This window comes from Sphingobacterium sp. HJSM2_6, assembly GCF_049316305.1.
Classification (GTDB): domain Bacteria; phylum Bacteroidota; class Bacteroidia; order Sphingobacteriales; family Sphingobacteriaceae; genus Sphingobacterium.
In genome coordinates, this window is record NZ_JBMOXB010000002.1 from 287,578 (window position 1) to 307,354 (window position 19,777).

Consider the following 19,777-nt stretch of genomic DNA (forward strand, 5'->3'; position numbering starts at 1 on the left):
AAAAAAAGTTTGCAAAGAAAACTTTTTTAAATTAGGAAAGCTTGATTTAATTCTTTTTAACTTTTATCAATCCGCTGAAAACTAACTTTTTAATGCTTGAAAGCATAGAGTTTATGATCACGTCGAGTACAAATCAAATAATTTCCTGAATTGTAGTTAATTTTTCCATAATAGAAAAGGGGTTGAGCCTCTACTGGAAAACCAGCTGCTACAGTTCCATTTTCTGAGAAAAGATAGATTAAATTTGTTCCTTGTGTAGCAATACCCATTTTCTGCAATCCTCCATCCGCTTGGAAGTAATAAGGTTTATTGCTTACATCCTTGGTAAAAGTATAGTCAAATACTTCTTGGACGGTATTGCCTATTTCAAATACTTGAAGATATGGGCCATCCATTACAATTAATTCAGGATTGGATGTGCCATAGATTTGTTCAAATTCTGCACTGTATTTATTGGACCATTTTCCTTCATAGATGACTTTCGAGCTTCCATCTTTATGGATCTCATGTAGCTTTCCTTCCTTATCTGTGGCATAAAAATGGATGCTTTGTTCCTTTTGTATGATGCCTAAATTACTGACAAAAGTAAGGTCACCTGCAACATCTATTTCTGTTGTTTTTTCTCCAGATAGGTTGTAAAAATAGATTCTACCATAGCTAGTCGCGGCAATAATTTCTTGATCAATGCGCTGTAATGAACCTAGGATTTCCCCCTCTACTTCAATTTTATCCCAACCGGATACAGGCCCACCCTCCATGTCATAGGCTAAAATGCTATGCTTAGTCGGTATCAATATCAATTCCTGGCCTTCATGATTTACATATAGGGGTTGAGCGATAGGTTCTGCAGAAACACTGGTCGAAAAACCTTTTAAATTATTTCCAGCAGCGTCAAATCGATAAAGTCTTCTACGATCTGTCACAGCCAAGAGGGATTTATCTGGCAATTGCTGAACTTTTCCAACAATTCTTCCTGAGAATACAGAAGACCATAGTTTCTTGCCATTGGGAAGTAGGGCATGCACGGTATGATCTTGTTCTTGTGCCAAAATGAATTGGGAAGTATCCGATTGTTCAAATACGTAAGGGCCATTTATGAGTCTACTACGCATAGCATAGGTCCAATCAGGTTGCACACCCAATCTATTTTTACTCTTATATAGGGCATAAAATCGACTTAAAAAATTCCCCGAATTCCCTGTCAATTGCAAGGACCAAGAATGGAAATCTTGAAAACCATATTCTTCTTTATCCCTATACTTTCGGCCATAATCTCCATTCAATGCATTTTCTATTCGATTGCTCGCATTTTTATTATTCAAATAGAAAGTAACATTCGCATCATTCCCTTGTAGCTGTTCGTAATTTTTAAAACTGATGTTGCCGATCAATAGATCTTTTCTTTCCCATTTCTGAATATATTCTTGAAGAGTCGATTGTTGATTCGCTAAAACTAAGGTATTATTGAGAAGGAAGAAGTATGGTCTTGAAAATGGTTGCAATCCATCGCCGAAAAAGCGATAAGGAATATTCGCATAGCGAAATCTATACAAATCATCACTTACAGATTCTGCTAGAGCATTGACTATCCGGTCAAATTTACTGCTATCCGAAATGCGTATAAAGCCTAAATAATCACCATTATTCTGTTCAATTATGGCGAAATTCCCTGAAATAACCGATTGAAAATCCTGTAATAGATTTGGCTTATCTTTATTTATTTGATTTTCTTGATCCGCAAATTGCGTAGAGGTTGCGGTTTTTTGTTGCCAACTTTTAAGGTCCGAAAACCATTTTTCTGCATTACTAAAGGAATATTCAATGAATATCGCGGTATTAGAAGGGAATAATTGATACAAGTCTTGCTTAGTTTTTTGCTGATTTGCAAACAGTGCAATATATTCCTTTTCTTGATCTTCTAATTCCGTTTCGCCTGATAGCATTAAAGCATCTTGCTTATAATTTATATTCCAAACCGATTGTCCTTTCAAATGGATAAACTGCTTAAGAAAGTCTCCGGCTTTATTTTGCTTAATCGATCCAACTAACGATTCTAAATTTTGTTGAGGAAGATATATTGTAAATGGGGCTTTATGATTGTTGTTTTCATTAAAATAGGCGATTTGGTCTTTATCCAATTTAGCTACCTTTTTATCCAATACCTTAATCAATAATTCTTTATCAAAACTGGCGAAAAAGATATTAGCATCATACGCCACATAAATAGGCGTCTTCTGGAGGGTCTGACTTAAGCTATCTGGTTGAATAGCGGTAAAGCCGTAAAAATGATGTCCCAATGTATCCAATCCTTTCATTTGGAATTGTTTACTTAGGTTATTCATCAATGGATCCAATTGTTCCTTACTCAACTCTTCTTTGCTAGGGAAACTAAATAGCAAACTTTTTTCTTCTTTCGCAGGATGTACTGATACAAAAATATCCACATCTGCTAGGTAATTGGATAATTCTTTATTACGTAATAGTTGTTGTTTTAAATGATTCAATTCCTGTTGCTTGCTCTTGCCAAGGATAGCTTCAAATATTTCAAAATCTTTAAAAATATTGTCTGTAGCAGCATCATTAATGAATGAGGCAATGAAATAAGTGTCGGCTGGTAAGTAGGTAATTGGCTTAACAGATTCTTGTTTTTCCTTATTTAGATCTCCAAAATAATACACGGATGCTAATATCACGGCAATAAATAAGATAATGGAGACGATGATCGTATTTCTCATATTCGAAAGCGCTTTGCAGCGATTTTATTAATTCTTCAATATATACAAAATTGCAAAAATAGGCGTGCTTTTTAAGAAGTTATTTTATACATTTATAAACTAAATAAATCAAGAAACTATTTTTACTTAGTTTATGAACAAACAAATTATACTAATGGCTTCATTTTTTGGACTGTTAGCAGTTATTTTAGGAGCTTTTGGAGCTCATGGTCTTGAAGGTAAAATTTCTGATAAACAATTAGAAACTTGGGAGACCGCCAACCAATATCATTTTTACCACACCTTAGCTTTACTATTTTTATCTACTTTTTCTCGAGCTAAAAGTCAGTCTATTAAGGTCTCTTTCATTTTCTTTAGTATTGGAATTGTCCTCTTTTCAGGATCTTTATACTTATTAAGTGTGAGAAATTTGTTGGGAATCGAAAATATAGCGATGATTGGCCCTATTACTCCGCTTGGAGGCGTCTGTTTTATTATCGGATGGGTAGCCTTATTCATAGCAGCGATCAAGCATAGGGCTTAATTGTACATACGGATGAAGTTTTACGAAAGGTGTCTGACAAGACACCTTTTTGCTTTTGCTCCCTAAGATTATTCCACAAGGAATATCATCTTGAAATGTTATTTTTGTTTCTATGTCACAAGTTGATTTATTGCCAAACAATCGTAATACCTACTTTGTAGAGGTTATTTTACCATTAGCTATCGCTAAGCAATATACGTATCGAGTTCCATTAGAACTGAATGATAAAATTGCTATCGGAATTCGGGTAATTGTTCAATTCGGCAAAAACAAAATTTATTCGGCACTTATCAACCGTATTTCTGAAGAAGCTCCTGCTCATTACGAAGCAAAATACATATTAGACGTGGTAGATGAACATCCTATTGTTCGTTCAAAACAGTTTGAATTGTGGCAGTGGATATCCGATTATTACATGTGCTATATTGGAGATGTCATGCAAGCAGCATTACCTGCAGCACTAAAAATGGCCTCTGAAACAAAAATTATGGCCTCCAATGATCCCACATTAGATCGAAGTTTAGTCTCTGATAAGGGCTATTTAATATTAGAAGCCTTAGATCTTGCAGGGGTATTGAGTGTAAATGATGTCATTCGCATTCTTGGACAAAAAACAGTCTTTCCATTATTGCGTCATCTTTTTGAACAGGGATATATACTCATTTCTGAAGAAATAAAACAAAAATATAAAGCTAAAACCAAAGTATTCCTGCGCCTAGCAGCCGCATTTAATGATGCCGATGGTAAGCGCGAATTATTAGATTCCTTAAATCGTGCTCCTAAACAACAAGATGCGGTAATTGCCTTTTTACAAATGCAAAAAACCAAACAAGATATCAGTCGACAGGATTTGATGGAAGTATCTGGATGTGGAGCTGGTGCCATCACCTCCCTTATAGATAAAGGTGTATTTGATGTTCAAGAAAAAGTTGTAAGTCGGTTTGAAGGGACAGATGTGTTGTTATCTCCTGATTTTACGTTCAGCACAGGGCAACAAGTCGCTTTTGACCAAATCCATGAACATTTTGTAAACAAGGATGTCGTTTTACTTCATGGAGTTACGGCCTCCGGCAAAACTCAATTATATATACGTTTAATTGAAGAGCAGTTGAACAAGGGGAAGTCAGCCCTTTACTTACTCCCTGAAATAGCTTTGACTGCACAAATTACCGAGCGATTGAAATTACATTTTGGCGATAGGTTAGGGGTTTATCATTCCAAATTTAATGATAATGAACGGGCAGAAGTTTGGCAGAAAGTAATTAAAGGTGAATATCAAGTCATAGTTGGGGCTCGATCATCGGTATTTTTACCTTTTCATGAATTGGGACTCATTATAGTCGATGAGGAACATGAAAATTCCTATAAGCAATATGATCCAGCACCGCGTTATCATGCTCGTGATACAGCCATTTATTTAGCACATCAACATCAGGCGAAAGTCTTACTGGGCTCTGCTACTCCCTCCGTAGAAAGTTATTATAATGCCAAGGCTAATAAATATGGTTTAGTGGTATTGAAAGAGCGTTTCGGCGAATCCAAATTGCCTGAAATAACGCTGGTGGATATCGCTGAGGCTGGCCGTAAAGAAGAGATGTTTTCTTATTTCAGCAAAACATTACTCGATGCGCTGGAAGAAACCGTGAAAAATAAAGAACAGGTTATTTTATTTCAAAATAGACGAGGACATACACCCTTTCTTCAATGTGGTACCTGCGGTTTTGTTGCCAAATGTATCAATTGTGATGTAAGCTTGACCTATCACAAATCCAGTAACCTATTGCATTGCCATTATTGCGGATTTTCTGAAGACACCCACAATACTTGTCCTGCATGTGGAATGCCTAACATGCAAAGTAAAGGTTTTGGAACGGAACGTGTGGAAGAAGAATTACAGATCTTGTTGCCTGAGTTGCGCATAGGTCGATTGGATCTGGATTCTACGAAAGGTAAATATGGTTTTGATAAAGTCATTGCTGCCTTTGATAATCAAGAATACGATGTCTTAATCGGTACGCAAATGATAACCAAAGGCCTTGATTTCGGAAATGTCAGTTTAATAGGTATTATCAATGCAGATGGAATGATTAATTTTCCTGATTTCAGAGCCTACGAACGAGCATTTTCATTATTTTCTCAAGTGGCAGGTCGTGCAGGTCGCCGCCAAAAAGAAGGAAAAGTAATCATTCAAACCTACACCCCCAAACATCGTGTTCTAGAGCAAGTCACGAATCACGATTACGAGGCGATGTTTATGACCGAAGTAACGGAGCGAAAAAATTACCACTATCCACCATTTTATAGGCTCATCCGATTGGATATTAAACATTCCGATCAAAATGTAGTGCATGATTCCGCCAAGCGATTAGCAGCCTTATTAAGACAAAACTTAGGTTCCCGGGTCTTAGGGCCTGAACCCCCTTTAGTATCTAGAGTTCGCAATAACTTCATAGAAACCATTACCATCAAAATTGAACGTAAAGATATTTCCATCATGAAAGTGAAAGAGTTGATTTTGCAATCTATCTTACACTTCGATTTAGATCCAAAAAATAAAGGTGTACGGGTCATGAAGGATGTAGATCCTTATTAACTTTTAGATAGAATCACTGAGGCAAAGATCTTAATGAATCACCTATCAACTTCTAAAAATAGGATGCCAAAATTTAGTAATCAATCAATTTTTAGCTTTATATACTGTAATATTTGAGCTTTAATGAAATTCCTTAAGAAATTTTACGAGCGCTAGCGCTATAATGATTTTGCTTTCTATACTAGCTTTGCCCTACTATTTGATACTAGATTTTCCTCATGTTTTAGGGATTTCAACTCATCTTTCAAATGGTGAAATTTTATATTTAAAAACCTTTGATTTTCATTGTTTTACATTGAAAATAGTTTGCTAAGTTTTTCAAATATAGTTCCTTACGCGTTGATCAGCCCAATCCATTCACTATCCATCACTCTACCTCTGCCATCATTACTAAAGAAAGCGATATACACATGATACCTGCTTTCCGGTATGATGTCCACTTGAAGACATTGTATTCCTGAAGTGATGCTATTTTCATTGATACAGCCTTGCAATCGTTCCATATCATAGTTTTCAGGAAGAATCAGCACGCAGCATTTGAAGGTATATAAGTCCAGTTGTTTCCGTTTGGAGCTATTAATTTGCCAAGTTATCTTCAATTCATTAGTTACTAATTCGAATTTAATAGCCTCGGCCACATTAGGAATTCCACGACTGAAGGAAATGTTGTTCCACTGTAAACGATAGTTTTGTAATTCATCATCAAATTTAAATGCTTCGCGCAAGTTGTAGGACATAGCGGCATTGGTAGCTGTTTTATCAGGTTGTGTGTATTTAAAACCAATTCGAATATAGGGAAGTAGATAAGACACGAGCTGTTGGGTCATTTTAAAACGTGATCGAACCGATAGCTGTTTTTTCGAAACCTTTCTCAATTTCTTTTTTTTGGGCGCACTGCGAACATAGGTTTTTCCATTTCTTTTACAAAATACCAATTGTCCAATCTTACCTGATACTGGACCGTAAAGACCATTTTTTAGATTTGCTGCCATGACTTTTAATTTGATACAACGAAGATAGTATTAGAATTGATTTAATTGTTTTATAGTAAATTAAGTTTCTTTTAAGTTATATTTAATTGTTTTGGTTTTGAATTGCATTTTGAGCGTATCTCGCTCGAAAATAAGCGTTGAATATGCATAGTAGATCCTTATCATATCCGAATTAGATCCGAAGGAGATCGATCGCAGTAATTTATTTGACTAAAAATTCTCGTTCAATCCATAAAAAGCATGTTGGTTTTGTATAGATTATTTACATTTATTTGGTTTAATTATTTGATTTTCAGCACCTTTTTAAGGTAAGCGTATAAGAATTCTTAAATATTATTTTATCTTTATTTATCCTTTGGAAAAACCAAATATAGCTAAGGAATAAAACGATAAGAGGGATGAAAAATCAATATATAATTAATGCTTTTATTCTTTTTTTAGGACTCGTTTTTAGCAGCCATCACATATTTGCTCAACAACGAATAGGTTTTCACAGTGACCGCGATTATTATTTCCCTGGAGATACGATATGGTATAAGTCATATATTAATCATCAAGGTGTCTTGGATTCCACGATCCGAAACTTAGGGATTGCATTTGGAAAGATGGATGGGACTATACTTGAACAACAAATTCGGCCAGTAGCTCTAGGTTTATCCTATGGTCATTTCGTTATTCCACTAAATTATCAAGAGGATGAAATTCTACTAAATTTATTTACTAAAAGGCAGGTTGTTGAGGATCAGATTCAACAGCCGAAAGCCGTAAAACTGGCGGTAATTCAAAATAAGCGAGTTTCCCCATCATTCATACCTGCAGTTGAAATGTATGTTGATGGAAATGGTTGGCTTCCTGAGGTCAATAATAGCATCAAGTTGCAATGGAATAAATGGCAAGTTATTAAGGCAGACTTAAAAAATAAAGCCGGAGAATTATTAAAAACTATTGAAACCGATGAAGAGGGTTTTTGTTCATTTGAAATGAATGCCAAAGATCAAGAGCTGTTTGTGCATTGGGAGATGAATGGGCAACAATTTGTAAAACCTTTGCCTATCAATCAGCAAAAAGTTAGGCTGATATTAAAAGAAAAAGAAGGAAAGTCTGTATTGGAAATTGTAAATCAGTCTTTTTTAAAACAGGTAAGATTGCAATATCAGCATAGAGATTTTGTAGTGAAAGATACTGTCATCCAGTTTTCAAGTCAATCAATGCAAGAAATAAATGTTGAAAATTGGTTAACCGGCAGATTTAACGGTAATTTTTTGATTCGAAATAATTTGGAATTATTGGCCAATTTAAGATTAGCTACTAAAGTAGATATCACTCCATTTGTAGATGTTGAAGAATTTAACTCATCAGCGTATGCACATCAAAAATTTAATGTGATGTTGCCTGGTAATGAGGAATGGAATCTTTCCGTCTCTATTCATGATGGTTTGCTTCCAGATCATAAAATTGTTGATTTAGAAGAATTTTATCAAAATCAAACTTCCAAATTTGTGTATACCTATCCGGAAATTGGCTTGAGTACTGAAGCAAATCCAAGAGTATATGATCAGGTTGCGGTATTAAAAGGTAAAATTCAAATGAAACCAAACGATTGGGAGAAATTTTTGAAGCTGAAAGAAAAAAGATCCAGTATCCTAGCAAAGAAAAACAAGGATTTAAGGTATGGTTCATTAGGTTACCGTTTATTAAAAGATACTGCCTACCAATACCATGAAGTAGCATTTGATGAGAAAGGAAATCTTATTTTACCAAATTTAACTTTTTACGATACCCTAGAAACAAGGTTTGTTCAGATAGATGATCGATTAAAAACTTTTAAATATCAACTCAATTGGGAATTTTCACCTTTGCCTACCTTGGAATATCTTAAAGTGCCAGATTTCATTTCTGGATTAGATCAATCTATCAGTTATCAAGGAATATATGATCCTTATTATTACCAAGGTAAAATTGGAAGATCATACCTGAAGACTTTGCAAGTTAAAGCCAAAGGTAAAGATCCGATTTATTCGAAGTTGGATCAAAAATATTCGAGAGATTGGTTTGCGGAAAATGAATCCGATTTAGATATAGATTTGGAATATGAAAATATTCCTATCCGGGTGGATTCATTGAACCAATTAATCAATTTTTTACGAATCAAGTATCCTCAACTTGGGGTGATTAATGAAAATCAAATTCCATCTTTAGACGAAATTAATCCTATTATTTTATTAGATAATGAATATACTGCTTCAAATTTTATGATTAATGAGAATGCGAAATTTGTAAATAATTACAATTACAAAAACATTCATGCTTCGGAGGTGGCTTATATACGTTATTATAAGAACTATCCACTTGATAAATTTAAAAATGGGGCAATTATGGTGTACACTACTGGAGTATATGGAAGGAATAAAGATATGGGAGTCTCAAAAATACAACGTAGCAGAACACCTGGGTATAGTGCATTTAGCGATTACCATGCGCCAAATTATAGTTTAACAACTCCTGCAGATTATGATGATCGCCAAACCTTGTATTGGAATCCAGATCTAGCGGTTCAGGCGGGTGAATCAACTCCAATTGAATTTTATAATAACAGTATCAGTAAATCTTTTTATATAACAATAAAGGGTGTTTCTAGATCCGGTAAGAAAATTCAATTTAGTAAGCATATTAATGAAATTGATGGTCAAATAACAACCAGCATAAAATAATGGATAGCTTATTTATTTATTTATATTGACGTCATGCCTAAAAGTGATTTTATAAAATATGTTTATTTTCTGATCTGTTTTATTTTTTCAAGTGTCCAGTTACAGGCACAGTCAAAAATTACTTTTCATACGGACCGAGATTATTATTTTCCGGGTGATACTGTCTGGTTTAAATCTTATATCCATGTGGATGGGAATTTAGATACTGCTATCCATAATTTGGCAGTAGCTTTTGGAAAAGGAACTGGCGAGATCCTTCAACAGCAGCTAAATAAAGCATCCTTGGGAATTTCGTTCGGTCAATATGTTCTTCCTATAGATTTTGAGGATTCGGATTTATTTGTGAATATTTTTTCTAAAAGAAATATTAAAGATGATGCAGTTTTAGATCCAGCGGCATTTAAATTAGCTGTAATACAAAATAAGGCAGTTCCGACAGTAAATGAGGCAAATTTATACATCCAAGTGGAAGGCAATGGCTGGATTCCTAATGCCGTAAATAAATTACGCTTTCAATGGAATAACAAAAATATTGAACAAGCTCTTCTTGTTGATGAACAAGGAAAAGAACTTCAAACCTTGAAAATAGACAATAAGGCATTAGCCATGGCTGAAATACAATCACCTACCAATAAGCTGTACGTCCATTGGAAATACAAGGATAAAAGTTATGTAGATACAGTGCCCAGTATAGAACCGCTAGTTCGAATGCGAGTAACGGAAGAAAATGATAGTACCAGGATATGGATAGATAATCAGTCGGAATTACCTGCAATAAGCTTTCAATATATTCAAGGAGATTATACCATCCTCGATACCTTATTGAATTTAGAGAAAGGTAAGGCGCTAAAGATACCAATTGAAAACTGGATGGCAGGGCGGTTTAACGGAAAATTCCTGCTTAAAGATAAGGAACAGATCTACTCCAAAATAATTTTCAAAGCGAAGTTAGCTGACAGCATCAAAATTGAGCCTGAGTATATGATTTATAGGCCATACGGTCCTCAACGAGTTCAATTGGAAATTCCGGGTGAGGAGGAATGGAATTTGTCGGTATCTGTAGTTGATGGATTAATTCCGAATAGCGAGTTGGAAAATAAATCCGAAGACTATCAATTTGAAGGTAGAAAATTTATTTTTTATTATGCATCTAAAAGCAATTTGTCTGTAAACGCCGTGCAAATAGACGATCCAATAGCTTTTTTAAGCGGCAAAATAATCATGAAAGACGAGAAATGGCAAGAATTTATGGAATTGAGGAATGATCGCGAAAAACGAGCGAAAAGAAAGCAAGAAAAATTTCGCGGCTCCTCTTTTGGTATCAAGAAATTAGCTCATCTTAATTACGTTTATCGAGAAGTAAATTTTGATAGTTTAGGCCATATAATCTTGCCAAATATTACGTTTGAAGATACTGCGCAAATCCGATTTGTGCAGATAGATAAGCGGTTAAAAACATTTGACTATGATTTAGTATGGAAGTTTTCTCCATTACCAAGCATACCAAACTTAACTATTCCTGTTTTTGTGAAAAATTTGGATTATTCTATGCAATATCAAGGTGAATTTGATCCATTAACTTATAGTGATGATTTTGGTAAAACATTTATTAAACCTGTTGGAATAGAACGAAAAAGAAATAATCCTTTCTACCGGGATTTAAATGAGAAAAATTCCCTTGATTGGTTTTTATTCAATGATGCAAACTTAAATATTGATTTAGAAGTAGAAGACTTACCACCTTATGTCTTTGAGTTTAAGGAACTGATGAGGCATTTGCGGAGGAAGTATCCGGAATTAGGTCCGGATGGGGTTTCAAACTTACAACCTATGATGCTCTTTAATAATGCAACTATGGCAGGAGGAAATGTGCAAATTCCTGCGGATATTACAGAAGTATCCTACATCCGGTATTATAAAAATTATCCGTTTGACAATAAAGGATTGGGTTTAATTATGGTATATACTACGGGGATAAATTATCGAAATAAAGACATCGGAATATCCAAAATAAAAAAGCTTTTGGTTCCTGGATATCATGTGCTTGAAGAATTTCATCAAGCGAAATACGAAGGAGAGGTTCTCGTAGATTATGATGATCGACAAACCTTGTATTGGAATCCTGATTTGGCTATGAAAGGTGGAGAACCAATGACTATTTCATTTTATAATAGTGGAAGAAACTCTTCCTTTAATATTCGAGTCCAAGGAGTTTCGAAATCGGGGAAAATAATAGATATGGTTAAACATATTCAAGAGTTTGAAGAAGATTAGTATTTCCTACGGCTTTAAGAAATGCTAATCTTCTTGAAACCAAGTATATTTATTTTATTTTCGATATTTTAAAAGGCTTTTTAACCGCTTTATACGCTGATTCTTTTGCAATTTTTGCTTGTTCCTCCGTTAGTTTTTCAGGTTTGTATTGGTTTTTGCGAGGATCGAGTTTAAATAGTTTAGCATACCAAGTACAGGCGGCGGTAAAGCGTCCATAATCCAGGTTAAGATGGTACCCATCTCTGGTCATATGATCACCTATACTACTCGTTCTCGCATTTTGAATGGCGGTGCCTGCTGGAACGATAAATTCAAAATCACCTGATTTATCGAGTTTTTTCGCAACATTAACGATGCTGTCGTACATCGTCAACTGGTCATTATTGTAATTTTTAAAGCCATCGTGTTTTGAATCTTGTTGATAAGCCCAAGTTTGATGATAGACAATTTTGCTGTCTTCATGAGCATGAGCAGTTACATAGGTCCATAAATCAGGCAATCCTTCCATAATGATATTGTACTTGCCAGAAAGAGGACTTGCTTGTTGTAAACTGATATAATCCCAATTGTCATCGGCCAAAGCCTCTTCTATACTTACCTGTTCCGTAGTTTTCTTTTGACCGTCCTGTGCAATTTTCCGGTAACTATAGGCTTTGAGGTTGTTGTGTGCATTTTTTAAATGAAGCTCTATAGGAGCCCCTCCAATATATAAATTACCAATCACTATTTTTTTACCAGCAGTTGTGGCTAGTTCGTGGAGATAATTTTCTAAAGCATCATCAGAAAAGCTATTTCCAATAGCTAATATTTTGACAATATCATCCTCCTTTGCCGATTGCTCTTGCGCAAAAATAGGGGAAATGGATAATAGAAATAAGAGTAGAAGTAAGTGCAATTTATTCATGATCTATTGGAATAAGGTAAAAAATCATCTAAAACCTATTAAATAGGTGTGTTCTTCAGAAGAATTCGTGCGATGGATGAACTAAAACGCTAATAATAAAGAAACAACCTAGCTTCCATAAAATTCTTCCGTTTAAAATTACAAAATTTATTACTTAAGCGGATATTATGCGGCATAAAGTTCAGGGTTCTGAGCGTGAATGATTTGCATTTTAGCCGTAATAATGTGGTAAAATAAGGCTATTTTTGAAAGATATGGCGTATAAGTTTGTTGATAATTATCGAGAGAAGGGGGCAAGAAAGCAGCTGGTGAAGCATTTGGAAAAAAGAGGGATTGAGGACAAGCGTGTGCTTGCTGCAATGGCTAAAGTACCAAGGCACTTTTTTTTCGATGAAACATTTTGGAATCAAGCTTATCGAGATATTGCATTCCCTATCGGCGATGGTCAAACTATTTCCCAACCCTATACCGTTGCTTATCAAAGTCAACTATTGCATATTAATAAAGGGGATAAAGTCTTGGAAATTGGTACTGGTTCTGGGTATCAAACTTGTATTTTGATGGAGCTAGGTGCTGAAGTCTACACCATAGAAAGACAGGAGAATCTCTACCAAAGGACAGTTCAGGTTTTACCATATATGGGATATAAACCTAATTTCTTCTTAGGAGATGGTTCTAAAGGTATTCCTAAGCAAGCCCCTTATGATAAAATTATCGTAACTGCAGGTGCGCCTTTTGTTCCTGAATTAATGTTAAAACAGTTGAAACTTGGAGGTTTGTTGGTTATTCCGGTTGGAGACGAAAAATTTCAAAAAATGGTGACGATCCTCAGGGTAGGAGAAAATGACTTTGAACGCATTGAATTGGATACTTTTCGTTTTGTACCTCTTGTCGGTGATCAAGCTTGGTAACTCGAGTAGGATTGCTTAGTAGCTTGTACGGTGCATACTTCATGCGTTGATATTTTATTCCTTTTAATTATAGACTGAAATCAACCGTGTATCATATCGATTCTTTTAGTTAACTTTGTTTTGTTGAAGTTTAAAAGAAGATATATCGCCTATTTTTTATTATTTTGTTTTGGAACAATTTTCCCGCTGCAAAATAGTATTGCTTGTACCATGAATCTAGTGGATACGCAGGTGGAATTTTGTGATATGGATCATGGTGAAAACCATGCGCATACGGATTGTTGCGAAGAAAAAGGAAGTCATAATGCCAACTCTTCCACAGATTCGAAAAATAATCATCGATTACCTTGTGCATGTCATTGCAGTATGTCAATTTCAATGTTTAGTTTAGAAACCTGGATTCAGGATTTTAATTTGCTACATTCATTTCAGTTTAAAAATGAAAACATAGCTTTAGATGATTCAGGTTATTCAAAAGGATATACCTCTATTTGGCAACCTCCCAAAATTGCCTAATAATTATATTGGATAGTGTTAAACTATCCATTTCATTTAGCTGAAAAGCTTCATTGGTATTTTTTAACAATAAATTCTTAACGGATGGTGCGTATGCATACCACGATCCTAAACTCAACTATTATGTCAATTAATATAATTAGACCCTATTTATTTATTTTTTTCATGTTCTCATTTACTGTGAATGTCTTTGCACAGGTGAAAAATGCAAAAAGTGAAGAAGTGAAAATTTCTGGAAACTGTGCCATGTGCAAGAAAACAATTGAACAAGCAGGTACTGTCAAAAATGTATCCCAAGTGATTTGGGATAGTAATACCCAATTAGCTCAAATTTCCTTTGATACGACAAAAATATCCAAGGCTGAAGTTTTAAAACGAATTGCCTTAAAGGGATATGATAATGAGGAATTCTTAGCTCCAGATGATACTTATTCAAAATTGCATGAATGTTGTTTATACGATCGAGATCAGAAACCAAAAGGTAGTCCTGTAACGCACCATCATACTCCTGTAACTTCATTCGAAAAAAAGCATTCAAGTGCGGATGAGAAAGCCGCTGAAACTTTAAGTTTTCAACCTTTGCTTAACCAATACCTTATTTTAAAAGATGCATTTGTAGCAAGTGATATAGAGGCTATACGAAAACAAGCAAAGGTTTTGTATGAGCAATCAAAAGAACTAACTACTGCTGATAAATCAGAAGACAAGCAGCAATTCAAGTCGAAAACATATAAAAAGATTCAAGAAGAGGCCGCCGCAATCCGCGATGGGAAAAATATAACTGCACAGCGCATAAGATTTTCAAACCTTTCCAACAGCCTATATGAACTGTTGAAGTTGGAAGAATTAAATGATACCATCTATTACCAAAATTGCCCGATGTTTCAAGACGCTAAAGGAGCAAATTGGTTAAGTATGGAGCAAGAGATCAAGAATCCTTATTATGGGAGCAAGATGTTAAATTGTGGGTCCGTCGTGGAGGTATTGAAATAATTATTACCAAGCAGCGTAACATTTAAATAAACATGAAAAAGAAAATCTTCATATTAACATGTTTAGCATTCGTTTCCTTGTTCGTTGGCAAGCCATATACATTTTCACAGCAATTGGTTAGATACGAATTGACCGTTAAAGACAGCATTGTTAATTTTGCTGGAAAAGAGAAAAGAGCGATTGCAGTAAACGGTCAAATACCGATGCCTACTTTGGTATTTACGGAAGGCGATACCGCTGAAATTATTGTTCACAACCTATTGAAAGAACATACGTCCATGCACTGGCATGGCGTATTTCTTCCAAATAAGGAAGATGGGGTACCTCATTTAACTCAAGAGCCGATCGGTGCCGGAGAGACTTACCAATATAAATTTCCAATAGTTCAGCATGGTACACATTGGTATCATTCTCATTCGGGACTGCAAGAACAAATCGGGATGTACGGAAGTTTCATTATGAACAAGCGCACCAATGATTCGTCCTTTCGCAAAGGAATTGATGATCTCCCAACTTTCGATTTAATATTAAGTGAATGGACGAATACCAATCCTACCTACTTACATAGCATGTTACATCAAGCGAATGATTGGCCTGCAATAAAGAAAAAAGCAACCCAATCTTATGCAGAGGCGATAGCTGCTGGACACTTTAAAACAAAAGTAACCAATGAATGGAAAAGGATGCTAGCGATGGATGTAAGTGATGTATATTATGACCAAGTACTTATTAATGGAAAGAATCAGTTTTCGCTTAGCGAACGGAATGGTAAAATTTGGAAGGCTGGAGATCAGGTTCGTTTAAGGATATCCAATGGTGGCGCATCATCTTATTTTTGGCTTCGTTATGCTGGTGGAAAGATGAAAGTGGTGGCAAGTGATGGAAATGATGTAGAGCCGGTTGCAGTAGATCGATTACTTATCGCTGTATCTGAAACATATGATGTTGTTGTTTCTATACCAGCGGATGGAATTTCATATGAGTTTTTGGCAACTACCGAAGATAGAACGCAATCAGCAAGCTACTTTATCGGACATGGAATTAAGCAATTGATTACACCTTTACCTAGATTGAAGTATTTTGAAGGGATGAAGATGATGAATGATATGATGAAGATGAATGGTGATTTGGATGATATGGGGATGAAAATGAGCCTGAATAAAATGGATATGAATGCAGTCATGTACTCGGAATTAGATGCCGAAGGAGGTAATCAGGGAGTAGAAGATCATTCCAAGGCTGTGCAAAAGAAACCTGATATAGTAACCTTGAATTATGCGATGTTAGCAGCAACCAAGCGAACCAGCTTACCTACAGAAGCAGCAGTCCGTGCATTGAAATTTACCTTAACTGGAAATATGAATCGCTACGTTTGGAGTATGGACAACCGGGTACTTTCAGAATCTGATAAAATTAAAGTGAATAAAGGAGAGGTGCTTAGAATTACGATATATAATAATTCCATGATGAGGCACCCGATACACCTGCATGGTTTTGATTTTAGGCTATTGAATGATTTTGGAGAACGATCTCCTTTAAAAAATGTTATGGATATCATGCCGATGGAAACCAATACAATTGAGTTTTTGGCAAATGAAGAGGGCGATTGGTTTTTTCATTGTCATATCTTGTATCATATGATGGCAGGAATGAATCGTGTTTTCGAGGTGGGAGATTATAATAATCCAAAATTGAAAAATAAAAAGGAATCCTATAAAGCTCTTCAACGGGAAAGTAATATGCCTCATTTTATGGTGCAAAATGATTTTGCAAGCAATGGAAATGATGGTGAAACCATGCTGCAAAATGCACGTTGGTCTATAGGTACCGCATGGCGTTTGGGTTATAATAAAATGCATGGTTATGAAGTGGAAACACATGTAGGTCGTTATATAGGAGCTATGCAATGGTTAATGCCTTTTGTCGGTTTTGATTATCGTTATCGAAAAATGGGCATGGATGAACATGAAGAAAATATCTTTGGTCAAAAAAATGGAAAAGATAGCCGTTCTGCCTTAAGTCTTGGAATGATGTATACGCTCCCGATGTTAGTTAGTTTGCAAGCCGAAGTGTACCATGACGGGATCTTCAGACTATCGATTATGCGCGAGGATATTCCTATATCAAGAAGATTGAGAGCAGGTTTTATGTGGAATACGGATCGGGAATATATGGGGGATTTAAAATATATAGTAACTAAAAATTTCGGGATCCGTGGACATTACGATAGCGATATGGGCTGGGGAATAGGACTAGCAGTTTCTTACTAGCTTATTGCGCATAGCGTTAAGCCATTTAAGTTGGTTTAGCTTGGCATGGGATTGAATCCCTTCAGTAATGATTTTAATCATTAGGCTAAGCAGCATAGGTCGTTGTGGTCTTGTACGGTTTTTCTGCAGCATGCAGCTAGTAAAATAATGTTTAAGACCCTAAAGACGACTTAATTTTATCAAATAGTAATATTCTCTATCAATAACTAAATTCAAATTGTTAATTTAACAGCATGAGCATAATCCTTTACCAAGACAATATAAAATCTGCTGAGGCCGAGATAAAAAATTTAGAAAAACTGATTAATAGAAATGCAATATTTAGGTTATTGATTATTGTTGGAGGAGGACTATTTATTTATCAGCTGTTTAAAACAGACAACGTATTATACGTCTTGCTAGCAATTATTATCATTATGCTAGGCTTTGTGTATCTTATATTTAGGCAAAGTAGGGTAGAACGAAAATTGGAAGAAGCTAAAATAATTCTACAGATAAATCAGAATGAACTAAGCATAATCCAAGGTGGGGATAATATGTATCCAGATGGATCGGAGTTTGAAGATGCTAAACACCCTTACAGTTCTGATTTGGATGTCTTTGGAAAAAATTCTTTATTTGCCCTAATCAATCGTTGTGCAACGAAAGATGCAATTAGGCTTTTGGCGAATTGGTTTTCTGGAGCTAGTGAAAAGCTGCATATTATGCAACGGCAGGATGCGGTTTCTGAATTAAAAGAAGATGTAAAGCATTTACAATCGTTTCAGTCAAAGATGCTTTTTAATTTGAATAGCATCATAAATTTACGGAGCTATCTGCATAGTTACTTTCACGATCAAACCTTTCAATTTAAAAATGCTTTCATGGCATTTTATGTTCCTATTGTTCCTTACCTATTTTTGATAGGTATGCTGATTTCTATCTTTGCGTATAATTTATCCAATTATTTAATAGGATTGGCCATCATTCATTTGCTGTGGACGCTATCTCAAGGAGCTAAGGTGGGGCAATTTTCCAATAAAATCGACAAGATTGGCGCTTCTTTGATTGGTTTAGCAGAGGGTATTCAATTAATAGAAGATAAATCATATCAGAGTAAATTAAATCAAAATTTACAAGCTCAATTGAAAGTTTCGAGTTCGGAAAAAAAGTTATCTTCTATCATTCATGATTTAGGGAAACTGATTGATAAACTGGATGCGCGTAATAATATGCTGGTTGGAGCCATATTAAATATGCTTTTTTTGTGGGATTTTAAGCAGGTGATGGCAATCAGTGCCTGGAAAAATCAATATGAGGAAAATATTCTAAGTGGATTTGACGCTTTGTCAAATTATGAGTGTTTAGTTTCCTTAAGTATTTTAGCTTACAATCATCCGGAATGGAGTACTCCTGAACTATTTGATGAGGTCGAAAAGGATCGAATCCATGCGGAGGATATTGCACATCCATTAATTAAAAAAGATCGCTCCATTTCCAATGACTATGAAGCTAAAGATCATCAAATCGCTTTAATTACTGGTTCCAATATGGCGGGGAAAAGTACGTTTTTGAGGAGTTTAGGTGCAAATGCTGTATTAGCTTATGCAGGTGCAGTCGTTGCAGCAAAATCCTTTAAACTACCAATTTATGACCTGATAAGTTATATGCGTATAAAAGATTCATTAAATGAGAGTACTTCTACTTTTAAAGCAGAATTAGATCGCATGAAATTTATACTGGATCATGTTGCATCGAATAAATCTAGTTTTTTCTTAATTGATGAGATGTTAAGGGGAACAAATTCGGTAGATAAATACTTAGGATCCAAAGCAATTATTAAAAAACTGATTCGAATGAACGGAAAAGGACTTCTTGCGACTCATGATTTACAATTGTCCGAATTGGCACAGGAATACCCGAGCATGCTTAAAAATTACCACTTTGATATTCAAGTAATCGATGAGCATATGCTATTTGATTATAAATTGAAAGAAGGTCCATGTACCATTTTTAATGCCTCCATGCTATTAAAAGGGATTGGTGTTGAAATTGAAAAATAAGGGTTTGATTTTAAGGCGGAATTCCTAGCGATTATTGATCTGGACGATCCTATTCCATATCTTTTTAAAGTTATGTTTTGGCTTGGATTTCTTGCCTGTAAATAGTTAGTCCATCCTGCTATTGGAGGCCTAATTTTTAATTGAATGAATTAAATTTACACGTGTTACCAGCAAGATATAGATGATTTTTTTTGATAAGTAGGTAAGTTATTAATCCGTTGAAATAGCATGAAACTGTCACATTTCTATGGATCTTAATAAATCTAATAAGCGAATGACTTTAATAAATAAACAGTAGGTTTTATTTTAGGAT

The 19,777-nt window shown here is 35.1% G+C and carries 12 protein-coding genes; 9 read left to right on the plus strand and 3 right to left on the minus strand.

Translation table 11 applies throughout. The features are described from left to right. Positions 1-89 precede the first annotated feature (89 nt). Positions 90-2,735, minus strand: a complete 2,646-nt coding sequence (locus ACFRAE_RS03725) for a hypothetical protein (protein ID WP_422795771.1) — start codon at positions 2,733-2,735, stop codon at positions 90-92. A gap of 133 nt (positions 2,736-2,868) precedes the next feature. Here ACFRAE_RS03725 and ACFRAE_RS03730 point away from each other — a divergent pair, with 133 nt between their 5' ends. Together ACFRAE_RS03730 and priA are read left to right on the plus strand one after the other, a co-directional pair. After that, positions 2,869-3,258 (plus strand): DUF423 domain-containing protein, encoded by a 390-nt coding sequence (locus tag ACFRAE_RS03730; RefSeq protein WP_422795772.1) that lies wholly within the window; start codon positions 2,869-2,871, stop codon positions 3,256-3,258. A 112-nt stretch (positions 3,259-3,370) separates the two neighbouring features. Continuing rightward, positions 3,371-5,851 carry a replication restart helicase PriA gene (gene priA / locus ACFRAE_RS03735; protein ID WP_422795773.1) on the plus strand — a complete coding sequence of 827 codons (2,481 nt, stop codon included), beginning with the start codon at positions 3,371-3,373 and terminating at the stop codon, positions 5,849-5,851. A 332-nt stretch (positions 5,852-6,183) separates the two neighbouring features. Here the strand turns inward: priA and ACFRAE_RS03740 are convergent, their stop codons facing one another. After that, positions 6,184-6,843, minus strand: coding sequence for a DUF6266 family protein (locus ACFRAE_RS03740; RefSeq protein WP_422795774.1), 660 nt, complete (start codon positions 6,841-6,843; stop codon positions 6,184-6,186). 398 nt (positions 6,844-7,241) lie between these two features. On the opposite strand from ACFRAE_RS03740, the gene ACFRAE_RS03745 reads away from it, so the two are divergent. Continuing rightward, the gene (locus ACFRAE_RS03745) at positions 7,242-9,554 is read left to right on the plus strand and encodes a hypothetical protein (protein WP_422795775.1); all 2,313 of its coding nucleotides are present in this window, start codon (positions 7,242-7,244) and stop codon (positions 9,552-9,554) included. A gap of 33 nt (positions 9,555-9,587) precedes the next feature. Then, a complete protein-coding gene (locus ACFRAE_RS03750; protein WP_422795776.1) occupies positions 9,588-11,828 on the plus strand; it encodes a hypothetical protein in 2,241 nt (746 codons plus the stop codon). Between the two features lie 49 nt (positions 11,829-11,877). Here the strand turns inward: ACFRAE_RS03750 and ACFRAE_RS03755 are convergent, their stop codons facing one another. Beyond that, the gene (locus ACFRAE_RS03755) at positions 11,878-12,732 is read right to left on the minus strand and encodes a DUF4886 domain-containing protein (protein WP_422795777.1); all 855 of its coding nucleotides are present in this window, start codon (positions 12,730-12,732) and stop codon (positions 11,878-11,880) included. A 254-nt stretch (positions 12,733-12,986) separates the two neighbouring features. On the opposite strand from ACFRAE_RS03755, the gene ACFRAE_RS03760 reads away from it, so the two are divergent. The 5 genes from ACFRAE_RS03760 to ACFRAE_RS03780 all read left to right on the plus strand — a co-directional run bounded on the left by ACFRAE_RS03760 (position 12,987) and on the right by ACFRAE_RS03780 (position 19,464). Next, positions 12,987-13,643 carry a protein-L-isoaspartate(D-aspartate) O-methyltransferase gene (locus tag ACFRAE_RS03760; protein ID WP_422795778.1) on the plus strand — a complete coding sequence of 219 codons (657 nt, stop codon included), beginning with the start codon at positions 12,987-12,989 and terminating at the stop codon, positions 13,641-13,643. Positions 13,644-13,766: 123 nt separating this feature from the next. Further along, positions 13,767-14,159, plus strand: a complete 393-nt coding sequence (locus ACFRAE_RS03765) for a hypothetical protein (RefSeq protein WP_422795779.1) — start codon at positions 13,767-13,769, stop codon at positions 14,157-14,159. Positions 14,160-14,282: 123 nt separating this feature from the next. Next, positions 14,283-15,152, plus strand: coding sequence for a DUF3347 domain-containing protein (locus tag ACFRAE_RS03770; protein WP_422795780.1), 870 nt, complete (start codon positions 14,283-14,285; stop codon positions 15,150-15,152). Positions 15,153-15,184: 32 nt separating this feature from the next. Next, positions 15,185-17,422: a multicopper oxidase family protein gene (locus tag ACFRAE_RS03775; RefSeq protein ID WP_422795781.1), complete on the plus strand. Its 2,238-nt coding sequence runs from the start codon at positions 15,185-15,187 to the stop codon at positions 17,420-17,422. Positions 17,423-17,655: 233 nt separating this feature from the next. Then, entirely contained in the window at positions 17,656-19,464 is a 1,809-nt protein-coding gene (locus ACFRAE_RS03780) for a MutS-related protein (RefSeq protein WP_422795782.1), read from the plus strand. Positions 19,465-19,777 lie beyond the last annotated feature (313 nt).